General features: G+C 62.3%; 12 protein-coding genes and 1 pseudogene. 7 read left to right on the plus strand and 6 right to left on the minus strand.

Translation table 11 applies throughout. The features are described from left to right. Window positions 1-71 precede the first annotated feature (71 nt). Window positions 72-1,097, minus strand: coding sequence for a GlxA family transcriptional regulator (locus tag B0G82_RS22530; RefSeq protein ID WP_121309095.1), 1,026 nt, complete (start codon window positions 1,095-1,097; stop codon window positions 72-74). 349 nt (window positions 1,098-1,446) lie between these two features. On the opposite strand from B0G82_RS22530, the gene B0G82_RS22535 reads away from it, so the two are divergent. The 5 genes from B0G82_RS22535 (at window position 1,447) to B0G82_RS22555 (ending at window position 6,024) form a co-directional block, all read left to right on the plus strand. Further along, window positions 1,447-2,406 carry a choline ABC transporter substrate-binding protein gene (locus tag B0G82_RS22535; protein ID WP_199730208.1) on the plus strand — a complete coding sequence of 320 codons (960 nt, stop codon included), beginning with the start codon at window positions 1,447-1,449 and terminating at the stop codon, window positions 2,404-2,406. A 41-nt stretch (window positions 2,407-2,447) separates the two neighbouring features. Further along, window positions 2,448-3,377, plus strand: a complete 930-nt coding sequence (locus tag B0G82_RS22540; protein WP_121309097.1) for a 3-keto-5-aminohexanoate cleavage protein — start codon at window positions 2,448-2,450, stop codon at window positions 3,375-3,377. Between the two features lie 78 nt (window positions 3,378-3,455). After that, a complete protein-coding gene (locus B0G82_RS22545; RefSeq protein WP_121309098.1) occupies window positions 3,456-4,421 on the plus strand; it encodes an L-carnitine dehydrogenase in 966 nt (321 codons plus the stop codon). A gap of 117 nt (window positions 4,422-4,538) precedes the next feature. Next, entirely contained in the window at window positions 4,539-5,069 is a 531-nt protein-coding gene (locus B0G82_RS22550) for a thioesterase family protein (RefSeq protein WP_121309099.1), read from the plus strand. Beyond that, window positions 5,062-6,024 (plus strand): alpha/beta hydrolase, encoded by a 963-nt coding sequence (locus B0G82_RS22555; protein WP_121309100.1) that lies wholly within the window; start codon window positions 5,062-5,064, stop codon window positions 6,022-6,024. The genes B0G82_RS22550 and B0G82_RS22555 overlap by 8 nt, the downstream gene beginning before the upstream one ends. A gap of 69 nt (window positions 6,025-6,093) precedes the next feature. Here B0G82_RS22555 and B0G82_RS22560 read toward each other — a convergent pair whose 3' ends face one another. The 3 genes from B0G82_RS22560 to B0G82_RS22570 form a co-directional block, all read right to left on the minus strand. Beyond that, window positions 6,094-7,530 carry a sensor histidine kinase gene (locus B0G82_RS22560; protein WP_121309101.1) on the minus strand — a complete coding sequence of 479 codons (1,437 nt, stop codon included), beginning with the start codon at window positions 7,528-7,530 and terminating at the stop codon, window positions 6,094-6,096. 23 nt (window positions 7,531-7,553) lie between these two features. Further along, window positions 7,554-8,516 (minus strand): response regulator, encoded by a 963-nt coding sequence (locus B0G82_RS22565; protein WP_106277170.1) that lies wholly within the window; start codon window positions 8,514-8,516, stop codon window positions 7,554-7,556. A gap of 367 nt (window positions 8,517-8,883) precedes the next feature. Further along, window positions 8,884-9,558: an HAD family hydrolase gene (locus B0G82_RS22570; RefSeq protein WP_106277169.1), complete on the minus strand. Its 675-nt coding sequence runs from the start codon at window positions 9,556-9,558 to the stop codon at window positions 8,884-8,886. A 138-nt stretch (window positions 9,559-9,696) separates the two neighbouring features. Between B0G82_RS22570 and B0G82_RS22575 the strand changes: the two are divergent. Continuing rightward, a pseudogene (locus B0G82_RS22575) lies at window positions 9,697-9,921 on the plus strand (MerR family transcriptional regulator); the annotation flags it as partial. Between the two features lie 161 nt (window positions 9,922-10,082). Here the strand turns inward: B0G82_RS22575 and B0G82_RS22580 are convergent. Then, entirely contained in the window at window positions 10,083-11,852 is a 1,770-nt protein-coding gene (locus tag B0G82_RS22580; RefSeq protein WP_241974792.1) for a hypothetical protein, read from the minus strand. 286 nt (window positions 11,853-12,138) lie between these two features. On the opposite strand from B0G82_RS22580, the gene B0G82_RS40565 reads away from it, so the two are divergent. Further along, the gene (locus B0G82_RS40565) at window positions 12,139-12,390 is read left to right on the plus strand and encodes a hypothetical protein (protein ID WP_241974793.1); all 252 of its coding nucleotides are present in this window, start codon (window positions 12,139-12,141) and stop codon (window positions 12,388-12,390) included. 1,438 nt (window positions 12,391-13,828) lie between these two features. Here B0G82_RS40565 and msrA read toward each other — a convergent pair. Beyond that, a complete protein-coding gene (msrA, locus tag B0G82_RS22585; RefSeq protein ID WP_121309104.1) occupies window positions 13,829-14,569 on the minus strand; it encodes a peptide-methionine (S)-S-oxide reductase MsrA in 741 nt (246 codons plus the stop codon). Window positions 14,570-14,620 lie beyond the last annotated feature (51 nt).

A 14,620-nucleotide genomic window follows, 5' to 3' on the forward strand; every position in this document is an offset into this window, starting at 1 on the left:
AACCTGTGTCTGCAGCGTATGGAGGCAGTCTAGGAGTCAATGAATATAGGGTAAACCCCCAATCGTCGAATTCACTGTTGCGATAAATGGGATAACTGGGGCGCGGACATAAGGTTTTGCCCCGGCGACGGCGCCAGCTCACCGGCATTTCGGCCGCCCGTCCCTTGCCGGTCGCTTCTCGGGCTCGCGCCGAAACGCGCGCGGTAGGTCCGCGAAAAATGCGAAGGCGATTCGAATCCGCATGCCACGCAAATCGAAGTAATCGACATGTCGGTCTGTTGCAGCAATTCGCGCGCACGCGTGAGGCGCAACTGCTGATAGAAATGCGTTGGCGTGTCCTTCAGGGACGCGCAGAACAGCCGCTCCAGTTGCCGCCGCGTAACGCCGATTTCCCGCGCGAGCTGGTCCGGCGTGAGCGGCTCCTCCATATGCTGTTCCATCACGCCGATCACCTGAATCAGCTTGCGGTTGTGCACGCCGTAGCGCGCCGCGACCTCCATGCGCTGATGGTCCGAGCGCTGCCGGATACGGCTCACCACGAATTGCTCCGAGACGGCCGAGGCCAGTGCGGCGCCATGCTCGCGGCCGATCAGGTCGAGCATCATGTCGATCGACGCCGTGCCGCCCGCGCATGTAATGCGCCGCGCTCCGATTTCGAACAGCTCCTGGCTCGCATCGAGCGACGGATAGCGCTCGCGGAATGCCGACAGCGCTTCCCAGTGCACAGTCACGCTATCCGCGCCGCCGAGGAGCCCGGCTTCCGCGAGCACGAAGCTGCCGGTGTCGATACCGCCGAGCGTCGCGCCCGCGCGCGCGAGGCGCTTCAGACAATCGCCCAGCACGCGCGTGTAGCAGGCGAGCGGCTCGAAGCCCGCGACGACGAAGAGCGTGCGCGCCGCATCGACGTCGCCGACGGCCGCATCCGCGTTGATTGAAATGCCGTTGCTGGCGGCCACCGGCGCGCCGTCGAGACTCAGAATGCGCCAGCGGTACAGATCGCCGCGAAAGCGGTTCGCCACGCGCAAAGGCTCCACTGCCGACATGAAACCGATCGCCGAAAAGCCCGGCAACAACAGGAACGACATATCTTCGGGCATCGTACTCGGACTCGATCAGGAAAAACGCAGGCGGACGCGGGTTCCCGGCGAGCGTAGCAAGCAGCAGCCAAGCCGGCAAGGCACGCCAAAATTCGCGCTAAGCCGATGTTGCATCGCAACGTGCACGGCACAGGTTTTCCCTCATGGTCGCGTGGGGGCAAGAACCGGTCGCTGACGGTCGCTTTGGCTGGAATATGGGGCATTAACGTTACGTCATTCGTGCAGTTCAGGCATCACACAAGCGGTATCGCATGTCCGGGGGCCGCTTCGCTTCATGTCGTTCGCTCAGGCGAAGCGGCCCGGTTCGAAACACGTTGTCACCCGAGTCAGAAGAGGGAACGTCATGAAGTTGCGCATCAAAACCCTGCTTGCCCATCTTGCGTGTCTCGCGGCGGCCGTCGGCGCCGCTGTTACTACGCTACCCGCGTTCGCCCAGGATCCCGCCGCCTGCCGCGCGGTGCACTTCGCCGATATCGGCTGGACCGACATCACCTCGACCACCGCGCTCGCCTCGACCGTGTTCGAAGGGCTCGGCTATCAGCCGGTGACAACCGTTGCCTCCGTGCCCATCTCGTTCGCGGGCCTGAAGAGCAAACAGCTCGACGTGTCGCTCGGCTATTGGTGGCCGGTGCAGGAAAAGGCGATCGCGCCTTTCGTCGATTCGAAATCGATCCAGGTGCTGCAGCCGCCCAACCTGACCGGCGCCAAGGCCACCTTCGCCGTGCCGAGCTATGAATACGACGCGGGCTTGAAGACCTTCGCCGACATCGCCAAACACCGCGATCAGCTCGACGGCAAGATCTACGGCATCGAGCCCGGCAGCAGCGCGAACGCGGCGATCCTGAAGATGATCGCCAACAATCAGTTCGGCCTCGGCGGCTTCAAGCTGATCGAATCGAGTGAAGCAGGCATGCTGGTCTCGGTCGATCGCGCGATCCGCGAGAAGAAATGGGTGGTCTTTCTCGGCTGGGAACCGCATCCGATGAACATTCAGATCGACATGAAATACCTCACCGGCAGCGACGGCGTATTCGGCCCGAACGACGGCGAGGCACGCGTTTATACGCTGACGTCCCCCGACTTTCTGACGCGTTGCCCGAACGCGGGCAAGCTCGTGAGCAATCTGCGCTTTTCGACGCAGCTCGAAAACGTGGTGATGCAATCGGTGATGAACAAGGAAAAGCCCGCCGACGCCGCCAAGGCATATCTGAAGAAAAACCCGCAGGTACTCGATGCCTGGCTTGCCGGCGTGAAGACCTACGACGGCAAGGATGGCTTGCCCGCGGTCAAGGCCTATCTGGGTCTTTGACTCCGAATGTCGCGCATATCAATCCACAGGAACCAGCTCGCATGAATCATGAAGTCATCGTGACCTGCGCGGTCACCGGCGCAGGCGATACCGTCGGCAAGCACCCGGCTATTCCCGTCACGCCGAAGCAAATCGCCGAGGCCGCCATCGAAGCCGCGAAGGCCGGCGCGACCGTTGCGCACTGCCATGTGCGCGATCCGAAAACCGGACGAGGCAGCCGCGATCCGCAGCTGTATCGCGAGGTGGTCGACCGCATCCGCTCGTCGGGCACGGACGTGATCATCAACCTGACAGCCGGCATGGGCGGCGATCTGGAGATCGGTCCGGGCGAAGACCCGATGCGCTTCGGCGCGAACACGGATCTGGTCGGCGGCCTCACGCGCCTCGCGCATGTCGAGGAACTGCTGCCGGAAATCTGCACGCTCGATTGCGGCACGCTCAATTTCGGCGACGGCGACTACATCTATGTGTCGACGCCCGCACAGTTACGGGCCGGCGCGCGGCGCATCCAGGAACTTGGCGTGAAGCCTGAACTGGAGATCTTCGATACCGGGCATTTGTGGTTCGCGAAGCAATTGCTCAAGGAAGGACTGCTCGACGCGCCGCCGCTATTTCAGATCTGCCTCGGCATTCCCTGGGGCGCGCCCGCCGACACGACCACAATGAAAGCGATGGCCGACAACCTGCCGCCCGGCGCGCAATGGGCCGGCTTCGGCATCGGCCGCATGCAGATGCCGATGGTCGCGCAGGCGATGCTGCTCGGCGGCCACGTACGCGTCGGCCTCGAAGACAACATCTGGCTCGACAAAGGTGTGCCTGCAACCAACGGCACGCTGGTGCAGCGCGCGGTCGAAATTATCGAACGGCTCGGCGCGCGCGCGCTGACACCCGCCGATGGACGCCGCAAGCTCGGTCTGCCCGCACGTGGCGAACGTCAGTTGGAGCGGCGTGCAGCGGGACAGTACGCCTGATTCACCCGGTTTGATTCACCCGGCTCGATGCAACTCGCTTCGAAATCAGACAACACATAGGCAAAGGAAACATCAGCAATGGCAGTGATCGTCGATATCAAAACATTCGCGGCAATCGGCGTGGGCGTGATCGGCAGCGGCTGGGTGTCGCGCGCGCTCGCGCACGGGCTCGACGTCATCGCGTGGGACCCGGCGCCGGACGCGGAAAAGCAGCTGCGCGAGAACGTCGCGAACGCGTGGCCGGCGCTGCAGCGCGTGGGGCTCGCCACGGGCGCGTCGCCGGAGCGATTGCGTTTCGTCGATACGATCGAAGCCTGCGTCGGGCAGGCGGATTTCATTCAGGAGAGCGCGCCTGAACGGGAGGCATTGAAGCTCTCGCTACACGAACAGATCAGCCGCGCGGCAAAGCCGGATGCGATCATCGCTTCATCGACGTCGGGCCTGTTGCCGAGTGATTTTTATGCACGGGCGGTGAATCCGCAGCGTTGCATCGTCGGGCATCCGTTCAATCCAGTGTATCTGCTGCCGCTCGTCGAAGTACTGGGCGGCGCAAACACCGCGCCGGAAACCATCGACGCCGCGCTGCAGGTGTATCGTGCGCTGTCGATGCGACCGCTGCGGGTTCGCAAGGAAGTGCCGGGCTTCATCGCCGACCGTCTGCTGGAAGCGCTGTGGCGCGAGGCCTTGCATCTGGTCAACGAGGGCGTGGCGACTACCGGCGAAATCGACGACGCGATCCGCTTCGGCGCGGGCATCCGCTGGTCGTTCATGGGCACGTTCCTGACGTACACGCTGGCCGGCGGCGACGCGGGCATGCGCCATTTCATGCAGCAATTCGCACCCGCGCTGGAGCTGCCCTGGACTAAACTGGTGGCGCCGAAGCTGACGGATGAACTGATCGACCGGGTCGTGGACGGCACCGCCGAGCAGGTCGGGCCGCGCTCGATCAAACAGCTCGAACGTTACCGCGACGATTGCATTACGAGCGTGCTGACGGCGATTGCGGAGGCGAAGGCGCGGCATGGGTTGCTGCCGGCTGACTGAGGGCGAGCGCGCGGAGGTGCGGCAGGACCTGCCACCGCGAAACGGAGGAAAGCGCGCACAGATCGCCGGGCACAGAGGCGGCGGAAAGCCCGCGCGCAGCCGCCACCTTTGATACGAATGAGGGAGACGATTTTGCCGACGCCGCAACCCATTGCCCTACCAGACTATCGTGACACGGTGCGCGCCGATTGGGTCGATTACAACGGCCATCTGCGCGACGCGTTCTACATGCTGATCTTCAGCTTCGCGACTGACGCCCTGATCGACCTGATCGGTTTGCCGGACGCCGTGCGCAAGGAACGCCGGCGCTCGATCTACACGCTCGAAGCGCATATCAACTATCTGCACGAGATCAAGGAAGGCGCGCAGGTGCGCGTCGACATGCGCGTGCTCGGGCACGATGCGAAGCGGCTGCATCTGTACCTCGAGATGTTCTCCGGCGACGGCGGCGAACCGGTGGCGGCAGGCGAGCAGATGTTGCTGCACGTGGATACCGGCGGCCCGCGCGCCGCCGCGTTCGATCCGGATGTCGCGGCGCGTGTGCAGGCGTTGGCCGACGCGCATGCCGCACTGCCGCCCGCCGCCTTTGTCGGCCGCGTGATCGGCTTGCCGGCGAAAACGAAGCCGAGTGGGAGTGAGCATGGTTGAAGCGGAAATGGCCGCGTTCATCGAAAGAGCCGCCGCGATTTATCCGGGGCATTCGACTTCATTGACGCCGGCTGAACAGCGCAGGATCTACGACGAGTACGCGGCGGCGGTCACACCCGCGCTTCCCGATGAAGTCGTGACTCAAGACGCCGAATTCCGAACCGGCGCGGGCCATTCGATCGCGCTGCGGCTATACCGGAACCGCGCAACGTATCATGAGGCGGCGCGTGGCGCCGTGCTGTACTTTCACGGCGGCGGCTTCGTGCTCGGCTCGCTGGATAGTCATCAGCTCGTAACCGCACGCCTTTCCGCGGACACCGGTCTCGACGTGATCGCGGTCGACTACCGGCTGGCTCCCGAACACCCCGCGCCGGCCGCGCATGACGATTGCATGGAGGTGACGCTCGCCGCTTTGGCAGGGCGCTTGCCGTTCGATCTGCGTGCCGGCGCTCCGCTGCAACTGGCGGGCGACAGTGCCGGCGCCACGCTCGCGGCCAGCGTGGCGATGCGGCTGCGCGACGAAGCGGTGCAAGGCATAAGCGGTCTTGTGCTGGTTTATCCGATGCTCGGCACCGAGCCGCAGTCGCCCGCGCGCGAAAGCGAAGCACACGCGCCGATGCTCACGCTAACCGACGTTCATGCGTTCCGCGATCTGTATTGGGGCACCCACCCGCCCTACCCCGCGTGGACGATCCCGCTCGATGCAACACGCTACGACGGCCTTCCGCCGACGCTGGCGATCGGCGTTGAACATGATCCGTTGAGGGACGACGCGCGCGTGTTTGCCGAGCGTATTAGCGCGGCTGGCGGCGAGGCGACGCTTCTGATCGGCGCTGGGCTCGTGCATGGGTGCTGGCGCGCCATCGAATCGAGCCCTGGCGTACAGAAGCTGCACGAGGAAGTGTGCCGTTTTCTGTCCACCCATGCGACGCAAGCGTCGGCGGCCGGTCGTTAGCGCCTCTCCGGTTCAGGCCGCCGGATAATCAGCCGCTACGGCCACCGCTTTCAACCTGTGAGCTGCCTGTCAACTCTGACTTCGGCGAGGCGAACGCGCCGGTGTCTTGCGCAATGCGCGATCGGCGGGCGTGTCCGGCGCCGGCAACCGCACGGTGAAGGTCGTGTGGACGCCGCGTATCGAACTGCACTCGATGCTCCCGCCCAGCAGTTCCGTTGCGCGACGGCAGAACGCGAGTCCCATGCCCGCGCCGCTACCGTGCCGCTTGGTCGTGAAGAAGGCGTCGAAGATATAGGGCAGGACGTCGGGCGCAATACCCGGCCCGGTGTCGCGGAATTGCAGCACGCAGAAGTCCCGATCCTGAACGGCACTGATCGTGATCTCGCCGTCGCCGCCCACGCGAATGGCATACAACGCGTTTTTCAGCAGATTGAACAGCACGAAAACCACGACCGTATCCGAGCCCGAAAACGACATGGCCGGATCGATAGGCTTTACCGTAACAAATTCACGCTCGCGGCCGCTGAACGGATACCGCTCCAGCGCCGACATCACGCACTGATACACGGAATGCCGGCTGAAGTCGCCGCGGTCCAGACGATCGAGCGTGAAAGACGCGAGCGCCATTTCGACCATCGCGCTGGTGCCGGAGACTTCGCGCCGGATTGCCGTTGCCAGCTGGCCAATGCGTTCGGACTGTCCGGACTCGTCGTGATCGTCATACAGCCCGTGCGTCACAGCTGTTCGATACCCTTTGAACACGTGCCCCCAAACGCTGGCGATTTCGTCGGCGTGCATTCCGATGGTGGCGAGCGGCGTCGAAATTTCATGCGCGATGGTCGCCGCCACCGCATACGGGTGAATCAGGTGATAGCGCACGATGGTGATTGCCAGCAGCCCGAGGCTCAGGCCGATGAACAGGACGCCAGGCGGATAAAACCCGAAGCCGTAATTGACGGCGTAATCCATCGCGGCGAACGAGTACAGGCAAAGGCTCGCCAGACACAGATCGAGGCGCCGCCGCGCGTCGCCCTCCGCCTTCTGGCGCGCGGCGAGCAGAAGCTGGGCGCTGCGGCCGGCCAGCAACACGGTCTGCACCACGTGCACGGGATGCAGCGGGCCGGCGACCGGATAGTAGCCGAAGAAGAAATGCCGGTAGCCCGCCACCACTTCGTTGCCGGGCAGCAGGATCGCGAGAACGAAACACAGCCCGTACGACGCGAGCAATATCGGCCGTTCCCGGCGCTGCGCCGCCACTTCCGTCACGAAGTGGTAGAACGTTGTGGGTAAAAAAAGAATGAAGAGATACCCGCCCCTGACCAGCAGGTCCGCGGTGTGCGGGTTGTCTGTCTGAAACAGCAGCGTCCATGCGCCTTGCCACGCGAAGGTCGAGACGCACATCAGGATGAACGGCGTGAACAAACGCGTCGCGCCTTGCGTAATCAGGACGTATAGGCCGAATACGACGAACATCGCGGACACGCAGGCAGTCGGAATGGCGTACATGTGGCTTGACGTCCCGGCAGACTTTAGCGAGTCCGTTCCTTCCGCCATTGCGCGAACGTCATCAGGTCCATGCCCACGTCGGCCCTGTCGATCGGGGTCCAGCAATAGAAAACGTCGTCCCAGCCCGGAATGGTTTGCGGCGTCAGCGTCTTGACGGTCATGCCGGAGCGGTAGGCCAGGTTCGGCCAGAAGATCGGCATCACCTCGCGCACCGCCATTTGCTTGAGAAGGTCGGCCGGGCCGTCCTCGTCCGCGACGATTTCGCCCTGCGAGATCCAGTCGTGCTCGGCCCACGCGACGAAAACGCTCGGGTTGCCGGCGCGATCGAACATCAGAATGGCGTCCTGCTCCGGGCGCCAGTAATACTCGACGATACCGTTCGCGGCGACCACCTCGTCGATGACCTTACGCGTTCGCGGGTCGCAATACGTCAGGCCGTTCTCGCCCAACGCGAGCCAGCCGCCTTCCGAACAGTGCCTGGCCTTGGCGTCCGTCAGGAAATGGGCCAGCCGGTTGGCGGAGTCGGTATCCGTTTTTCTGAGGTATAAATCAACGATGCCCGCATTGAAAGCTTTGACCGCGACGGTTTCGTCCGCGACCCCGGTCAGCAGCACTTTCGCGCAACGCAGATTGGAGATGGACGACAGAAATTCCACGCCGTTCATGCCCGGCATGTCGAAATCCACCACTACCGCCGCGACTTCCGCGAAACGGGAGCCGCGGGCCAGGATATCGCGTTCCGCAGCGGTCTCCATGTAGCGCTCAAAACCCGTCTCGCTCACGCATGCCGACGCCGGCGCGAACTCCAGCGAATTCTTGCGAGCGTGCTGACGAATGAACGCAAGCGCGGTTTGAGGCCGCGTAAAAAACAGATTGGTGGCGCTATCCGGAAAGAAGCGCCGCAGCGCGTCGAGATAGCTGTCGTTGTCATCCACGAAAACAACCGTCGACGGATGGAGAACAGGTGGTCGAATAAAATTGTTCATGGTTTCACGTGGTTCGTCACGCCCCTCTGGAGGACAACCGCGGCAGACCGCCGGCCGTGGGTCACAACAACCCGCGCGGCACTTTGCGGCGCGGCGGATCCCCGAGTACATGGGGCCCCGCTGCCTCGGCCATCGGCCCCATGGGAGCGTCATATATTTTGCCGCTTCCGGATCCCGCATGGTCGCATATGGACCATTCCGGCGCGCTTCGCACCTGCCTATGGGCAGGATTCTCTCACGCCGGTCGCCGAGGCGGTTTTCCGCTGAACAATATAGTACAGGCCCCTGGCATCGATCGCGCGAAGTCGTCGCGGCGATCAACGGCAGCGCCTATGCGTTCTGGGCAATCTGCAACTAGAGGCCACCTTTACGGCCGCGACGCCACCTCGTCCAGATGTTCCAGCAGATCGGCCGGATCGTCGTAGACCCGCAACGCGCCGGCGCGCTCGAGTTCCTCCGTGCCGTACCCGCCCGACAGCAAGCCCACACCCAGCGCCCGGCAGCGCCGCGCCGCGAGCATGTCCCAGATGCTGTCGCCCACCACCACGGTGTTTTCGACCGGTACGCCGAGCCGCCCGGCCGCTGCGATGAACAGGTCCGGATCCGGCTTTGCATATTTGACGTCGTCGCGCGTGACGACCACGGCCTTCGCGGGATCGACACCGAGCGCCTCCAGATTGAGCGCCGCCGTCTCCATGCGGCCGCTGGTCGCCACGGCCCAAGGTGTTCCCGCCTGCGTCAGCGCGTCGAGCAGCGCCCGCGCGCCCGGCAGCGGACACACCTGCGCGCGCAATCGCTGATAGGCGGCGGCGTGAGCTTCACGAAGACGCTCGACCCGGTCGGCGCTGATTTCGCCGTGCGTTTCCCGCAGAAGCTGATGGGTGAAAAGGCCGCCGCTCATGCCGATCTTGCGGTGAATTCGCCAGACCGACAAGGGAATGCCTTCGCTGTCGAGCGCTTCTTTCCAGGCCAGCACGTGCTGGTAGACGCTGTCGACGAGCGTCCCGTCGAGATCGAAGAGGAAAGAGGTCTGGATTCGCATGGTGTGCTCCTGTTGATGACTGGCTTCGCCAATATGCCATGTCCGGGGTTCGCCGGTCGCGCGAATCCCGCCTCGATTCGCCTTGACCCTCACGTAGCGTGAGGTCCTAACCTCCAATGTGCAGACTGACTGGAGGCGATTGCTCTTGAAAGTGAAAGAGTTTGCGAGCGCAGCGGACTGAACGGCCGCACGTTTCACCATTACGACGCAATCAGATTGCTCACGCCTTCGGCGCGTGCCAGGAATGGCTACCGGCTTTACGACCGCGACGACATCACCCGGCTTCGTCAGATCCGGGCGCTGCGCCGTTTCGGACTCGCACTCGCCGAGATTCAGACTTGCCTGACGGAGCCGGAGACGCCGTGAGTGCCGATCGTCGCCGGGCTCGCGTTCTTCATGCCGTCGCCGACGTGGCAGAAATGCGTAATCGACGCGCCACCTTTAATATCGGCGGCGCGTCGATCTTTTTTCAGCGCTTATTAGTCTGCTTGTTGACGCGCTTATCTAGCTGCTCATTGAGCCAGTCACTGCCCCGTGTAACCGAGCGGAACAGTCGCATTGGCCTTGGCAACCGTGGCGTTGTTCGACACGATGTACTGCGGCACTTCGGTGAGCGTCAGCGCGACCTGACCGTTGGTGTAGGCCACCGTGCTGACATTGCCGTAACCGTCGATCTTCGTCACATTGCCCGACGTGCCGGCGTTGTCGACCTGGAGCGAATAGCTCGTCGAATAGCTCTGGCTATACGTGCCGTTGCTTGCCGGCCACTGCGCATTGTTGTGCGTCCACGCGGCGGTCACGACCTTGCCGTTGCCCAGTTGCTGAAACCCATAGGCGAAGACGCCGGCAGGCGCACCCTTGATGCGGCCCAGCGTATTCGTGCCGTCGAGAACGCGCGTCATCGTTGCGAAGGCCATCGCTTCGGGCTTCGGCGAAAGGTTGGTCGCACCGAACGCGCCTTGTGCGTTGTTCAGGTCGAAGAACGAGCCGTATCCCACTTCGCCCGGATAGTCCGGACCGTAGAACAGCGTCGTTACCTGCGCACCGCCGCCGAGCACGATGATGTGTGCTCGCACGCCGACTGCGGCATGCGCGAACAACTGGTTCTGCGACGGCACATTCGGACCGTAGTTGAGGCCCGGGTCGTAGCTCACGCCGGCTTCCGTGAAGAAGAGCTTCATGTTCGGCTTGCCGGCCTGCATGACTGAACGCAGCTGCGCCATCTGGTTGTCGAGCGCGTTGGCCTGGTTCGCCGTGCTCGGATCGGAATCCTGCAGTTCGGGCGGATGAGCCGGGTACGTGCCCGCATTCCAGTAGCCGTGCGTTGCGACCGCATCGATGTAGTTCCACAGACCGAGCGCGCCGAATTTCTGCAGATAGCCCGTCGTACAGGTATCGCAATTGGAAGCGAACGGATTGCCGGTGCCCATCACGACCGCATTCGGATCGGTCGAGTGAATGCCCTCGTAGGCAGCCTTGTACATGGCGACGAAGTTCGCGTCGCTATCCGCCCAGCCGAGGCTCGGCTCCCACGTCACCTGATAGTAGTTCTTTTGCTGATTCGGGTAGTTGGCAGCGCGGATCAGACTCGTATCGGTGCCGACCTTGCTCATGAAGGTCTTGAATTCAGGCATGTTCGACGGCGCGTAATAGCTGTCGTTGAACTGGCCGGTCTTCGAGTCCCACGCCGGCAGTCCATCCAGACGCACGATACGCATCTGGTCAGGATTGGTCTTGTAGAACGGGTCGAGGTCATTCACGTTGGGCGTGTACGTGTTGGGGCCGTTGGGTTCCATGGCTGAAACCTGACGATCGTCGATCGTCCACGAGATACCCAGCGCGTGCAGCGCGGCGATGTTGCCGTTGAAGCCCTGCATACCGAAGCGGTGCTGATCCTGGTGCGCGTATGTCACGGTGCCCAATACCGAACTGAGGTTCGGCAACACGCCGAAGGTGGCGATGCCGACCGGACGCGTGCCGCTTCTCGGCAACGTGCCGCCGTTCGAACGCAGAGTGGCGGTGAGTGCGCCATAGCCTGACCACGTCGACGTACACGGAATGGTGCTGGTTTGTACGCCGGCCTTGACCGCAAAACTGCCTTGCGTCTTGATCGCGCCATTGGAATCCGCGACGGACCAAACGACGGTATCCGCGCTCGGCGCGTTCGTGGTGATCGTCAGCTTGAAGGAAGCGTTGTTCTGGAACACGCGCAGGCCGTCGGTGGTCGGCGTGTCGGCGCTGATCACGCCGTTCGCGGTTCCACCGGCCGTTTGCGTCGGCGTGCTGCACGACATGGCCGAGTTGCCCGGCGTGGGGGACGGCGTTGGGCTCGGAGTTGGAGTCGGCGTGGGTGTCGGAGTTGGCGTGGGTGTCGGAGTTGGCGTGGGAGTCGGGGTCGGCGTCGGCGTCGGAGTCGGGGTCGGCGTGGGAGTCGGCGTCGGCGTCGGCGTCGGCGCGGGCGTCGGGGTAGGAGCCGGAGCCGGAGTCGGCGTTGCCGCAACCGCTTTAACCCAGCATGACTTGCCATAGCCGTACGCGGGGTCCGACTGCGAAACGGCGCCCACGTAACAGCCGACGCCGTTGCTGAACGTACGCGGCGCGCTCAACATCACCGACGGCGACGTGGGCGGGACCGCCCCGAATACCACCGAGCCCGTGCCAAGGAACGAGCACTTGCCGTTCTCCTGCGCGCACAACTTGTATTGCTGCCCGGAGACCGTGATGGTGCTTGCCTGGGCCTGCGCGCTTTCCGCGGCAAACGATGCCAACACTGTTGCTGATGCAACACCCAATAGTTTCAAGTATCTCGTCATTGTCCGTATGTTTCGCTAAAAGCAGGTTGCCCCCGAGAAGCCAGCAAGATCGATCAGTCGTCCCGCCTTGACGTTATTGAGTCCAGAGAGAGGTGAATCTGAGAACGCGCTGACCGCGTTCGTTGCTGATGAAGCTTTGATGTGCCGCTATCCGCTGACGGACGCGCTGCCTTCCGCTCGCATTCCGACTTCACCGAACAGCGGCCGAGTCGAAATGTTTTCCCAGCGTCGGGCGAACATTCTATTTATTACGCCATCCTTACTATTACATTGCACGACGATCATTCGACAATCGCAACAATGACTACATCGATATCTTCAACAGCGGCTTTCGAGCGCAACGCGCACCGATTGCGTGAAAGATGCAGTCGACACCGGCATGGAGAATCCCGCCGATCGCATGACCGGGCAAACGTGACGAGGATCAATGCATGCCGCTGACGCGACGCGAACATCTGGCGAGGCTCACACTGACGGATCAGCGCACCTCAGTTTGATCAACAAATTTCGCACCAATATGCGCGGCTTAAAAAATTCAGGATGACGAAAAATTAATATCATTTTTTTCGTTCACCGTTGACCGCAAGTTATTGGCGTGAACTACCGGTTCGACAGTGCTCTAGGTGCGCCCTCGCGTCGCGAATCAGGTGTGCCACCGAAAAACCCGTGATCCGCCAGGCCGCTTGGCCCACAACAGCACTTGCCGCAGCGCAGCAACCCCGCCTGTAACTGTTACAGACGCGCTGACGCCCGACCCATCTTCCCGGTATTAGTTACAGAACCTTTGGGCAGACGAATTATAAACGTTTCATCCGCGTAACGTGTCCGGTTCCAAGGGTGATAAGTGACAATTGCAAAGGAATGCATTCGGAATCGTCTGAAGCTTTTCCAATAGAAGAGTAATGGAAAAGCTCTGCCTCGCCGCAGCGGATAAAACGCAATTGTTTGATTTGTCAGGAGGTTAGCGGCGCTTTCTGGAGGCGGGTTTGGGATTGTGCAATTTTATAATCGTAATACAAATATTCGTGCACTTGCGGGGACGGTTAGCTGACCATAACCCGATAATTTGAATGTCATGCAGAAATGGTGTCGCATCCTCTTATCGGAAAATCGGCCCGCGAGGAACAACCGGAACGCAAAGATCGAGGCGTCTGCGGCTAGTGGTTACTTCGCATCACGAACTAGCTTGACGTGCCGTAAAGAGTCGATTCGCCGCTGCCAGCGAAGATCAACGCAGCGTCTGCTCGACTAGCACCTTCACCCATGCAACGCCGCCGGCAAGTGATGCGCAAGCAAGCAAGCATTACCCAACTCACAAAGCTTGAGCGTATCGCGCAGCAGACCGCTACATCAGGATGGAAGCATCCGGCCGTGCGCGTGTCGGCTCAACCACTACTTCCCATCAATGCGCCGCATGCCGCCACGGCTACGGCCGTGGCGGCGCATCAGCCCACACCCTACCGCGACGCCGTCGCGAACAACACCGGATCGTTGCGATACAGATCCGGGAACATCCGCTTCAGATCGGTTACTTTCGGCAGATCGTTGATCGCAATGTACGGATAGTCGGGATGCAATGCGAGGAAGTTCTGGTGATAACTTTCCGCCGGATAAAAGCCCTTGAAGTCTTCGACGCGCGTCACGACTTTGGCCGGAAACACATGGGCGTTATCGAGTTGCGCGATATACGACTGCGCGATGCCGCGCTGCGCCGCATTCACCGGAAAAATCGCCGAACGATATTGCGTGCCGTGGTCGGGGCCCTGATAGTCCAACTCGGTAGGATTGTGCGCGACCGAGAAGAATATCTGCAGCAAGCGGCCATACGTAATCTGCGTCGGATCGTAGGTGATCTGCACCGATTCCGCGTGTCCTGTATCGCCTTCGCTGACAGTTTCGTATTCCGCCGTGGATGCCGCCCCGCCGGTGTAACCCGAGGCAACCTGCTTCACGCCGCGCACGTGTTCGAACACGCCTTGCACGCCCCAGAAGCAGCCGCCGGCGAACACCGCCGTTTCGCTATGCGTCGCGGCGGCTTTCTCGTCCTGTACGGGCGCGGGAATCTTCGTGGCGGCTTCAGCGGAATGCGCGACGTGTTGCGCGGCCACGGCGCCCAGAGTCACGACGACGAGGCCCATGATTCGCGTGACGGAGAAACGCTTCCGCAGTGACGCTGTGCTGTTGGATATCGTACGCATGGTCAGTCCTTGAGGTCAGTAAGAGTTGAGTCGAGCCATTTGCATCGGCTT

Source organism: Paraburkholderia sp. BL17N1, from assembly GCF_003634175.1.
Taxonomy (GTDB): domain Bacteria; phylum Pseudomonadota; class Gammaproteobacteria; order Burkholderiales; family Burkholderiaceae; genus Paraburkholderia.

Excerpts from the sequence above, each read along its gene's own strand:
- B0G82_RS22530 (WP_121309095.1), bottom strand. The coding sequence starts at position 1,097 with ATGCCCGAAGATATGTCGTTCCTGTTGTTGCCGGGCTTTTCGGCGATC.
- B0G82_RS22540 (WP_121309097.1), top strand. The coding sequence starts at position 2,448 with ATGAATCATGAAGTCATCGTGACCTGCGCGGTCACCGGCGCAGGCGAT.
- B0G82_RS22545 (WP_121309098.1), top strand. The coding sequence starts at position 3,456 with ATGGCAGTGATCGTCGATATCAAAACATTCGCGGCAATCGGCGTGGGC.
- B0G82_RS22550 (WP_121309099.1), top strand. The coding sequence starts at position 4,539 with ATGAGGGAGACGATTTTGCCGACGCCGCAACCCATTGCCCTACCAGAC.
- B0G82_RS22555 (WP_121309100.1), top strand. The coding sequence starts at position 5,062 with ATGGTTGAAGCGGAAATGGCCGCGTTCATCGAAAGAGCCGCCGCGATT.
- B0G82_RS22560 (WP_121309101.1), bottom strand. The coding sequence starts at position 7,530 with ATGTACGCCATTCCGACTGCCTGCGTGTCCGCGATGTTCGTCGTATTC.
- B0G82_RS22565 (WP_106277170.1), bottom strand. The coding sequence starts at position 8,516 with ATGAACAATTTTATTCGACCACCTGTTCTCCATCCGTCGACGGTTGTT.
- B0G82_RS22570 (WP_106277169.1), bottom strand. The coding sequence starts at position 9,558 with ATGCGAATCCAGACCTCTTTCCTCTTCGATCTCGACGGGACGCTCGTC.
- B0G82_RS22580 (WP_241974792.1), bottom strand. The coding sequence starts at position 11,852 with ATGTCGTGCAGCACGCCGACGCAAACGGCCGGTGGAACCGCGAACGGC.
- msrA (WP_121309104.1), bottom strand. The coding sequence starts at position 14,569 with ATGCGTACGATATCCAACAGCACAGCGTCACTGCGGAAGCGTTTCTCC.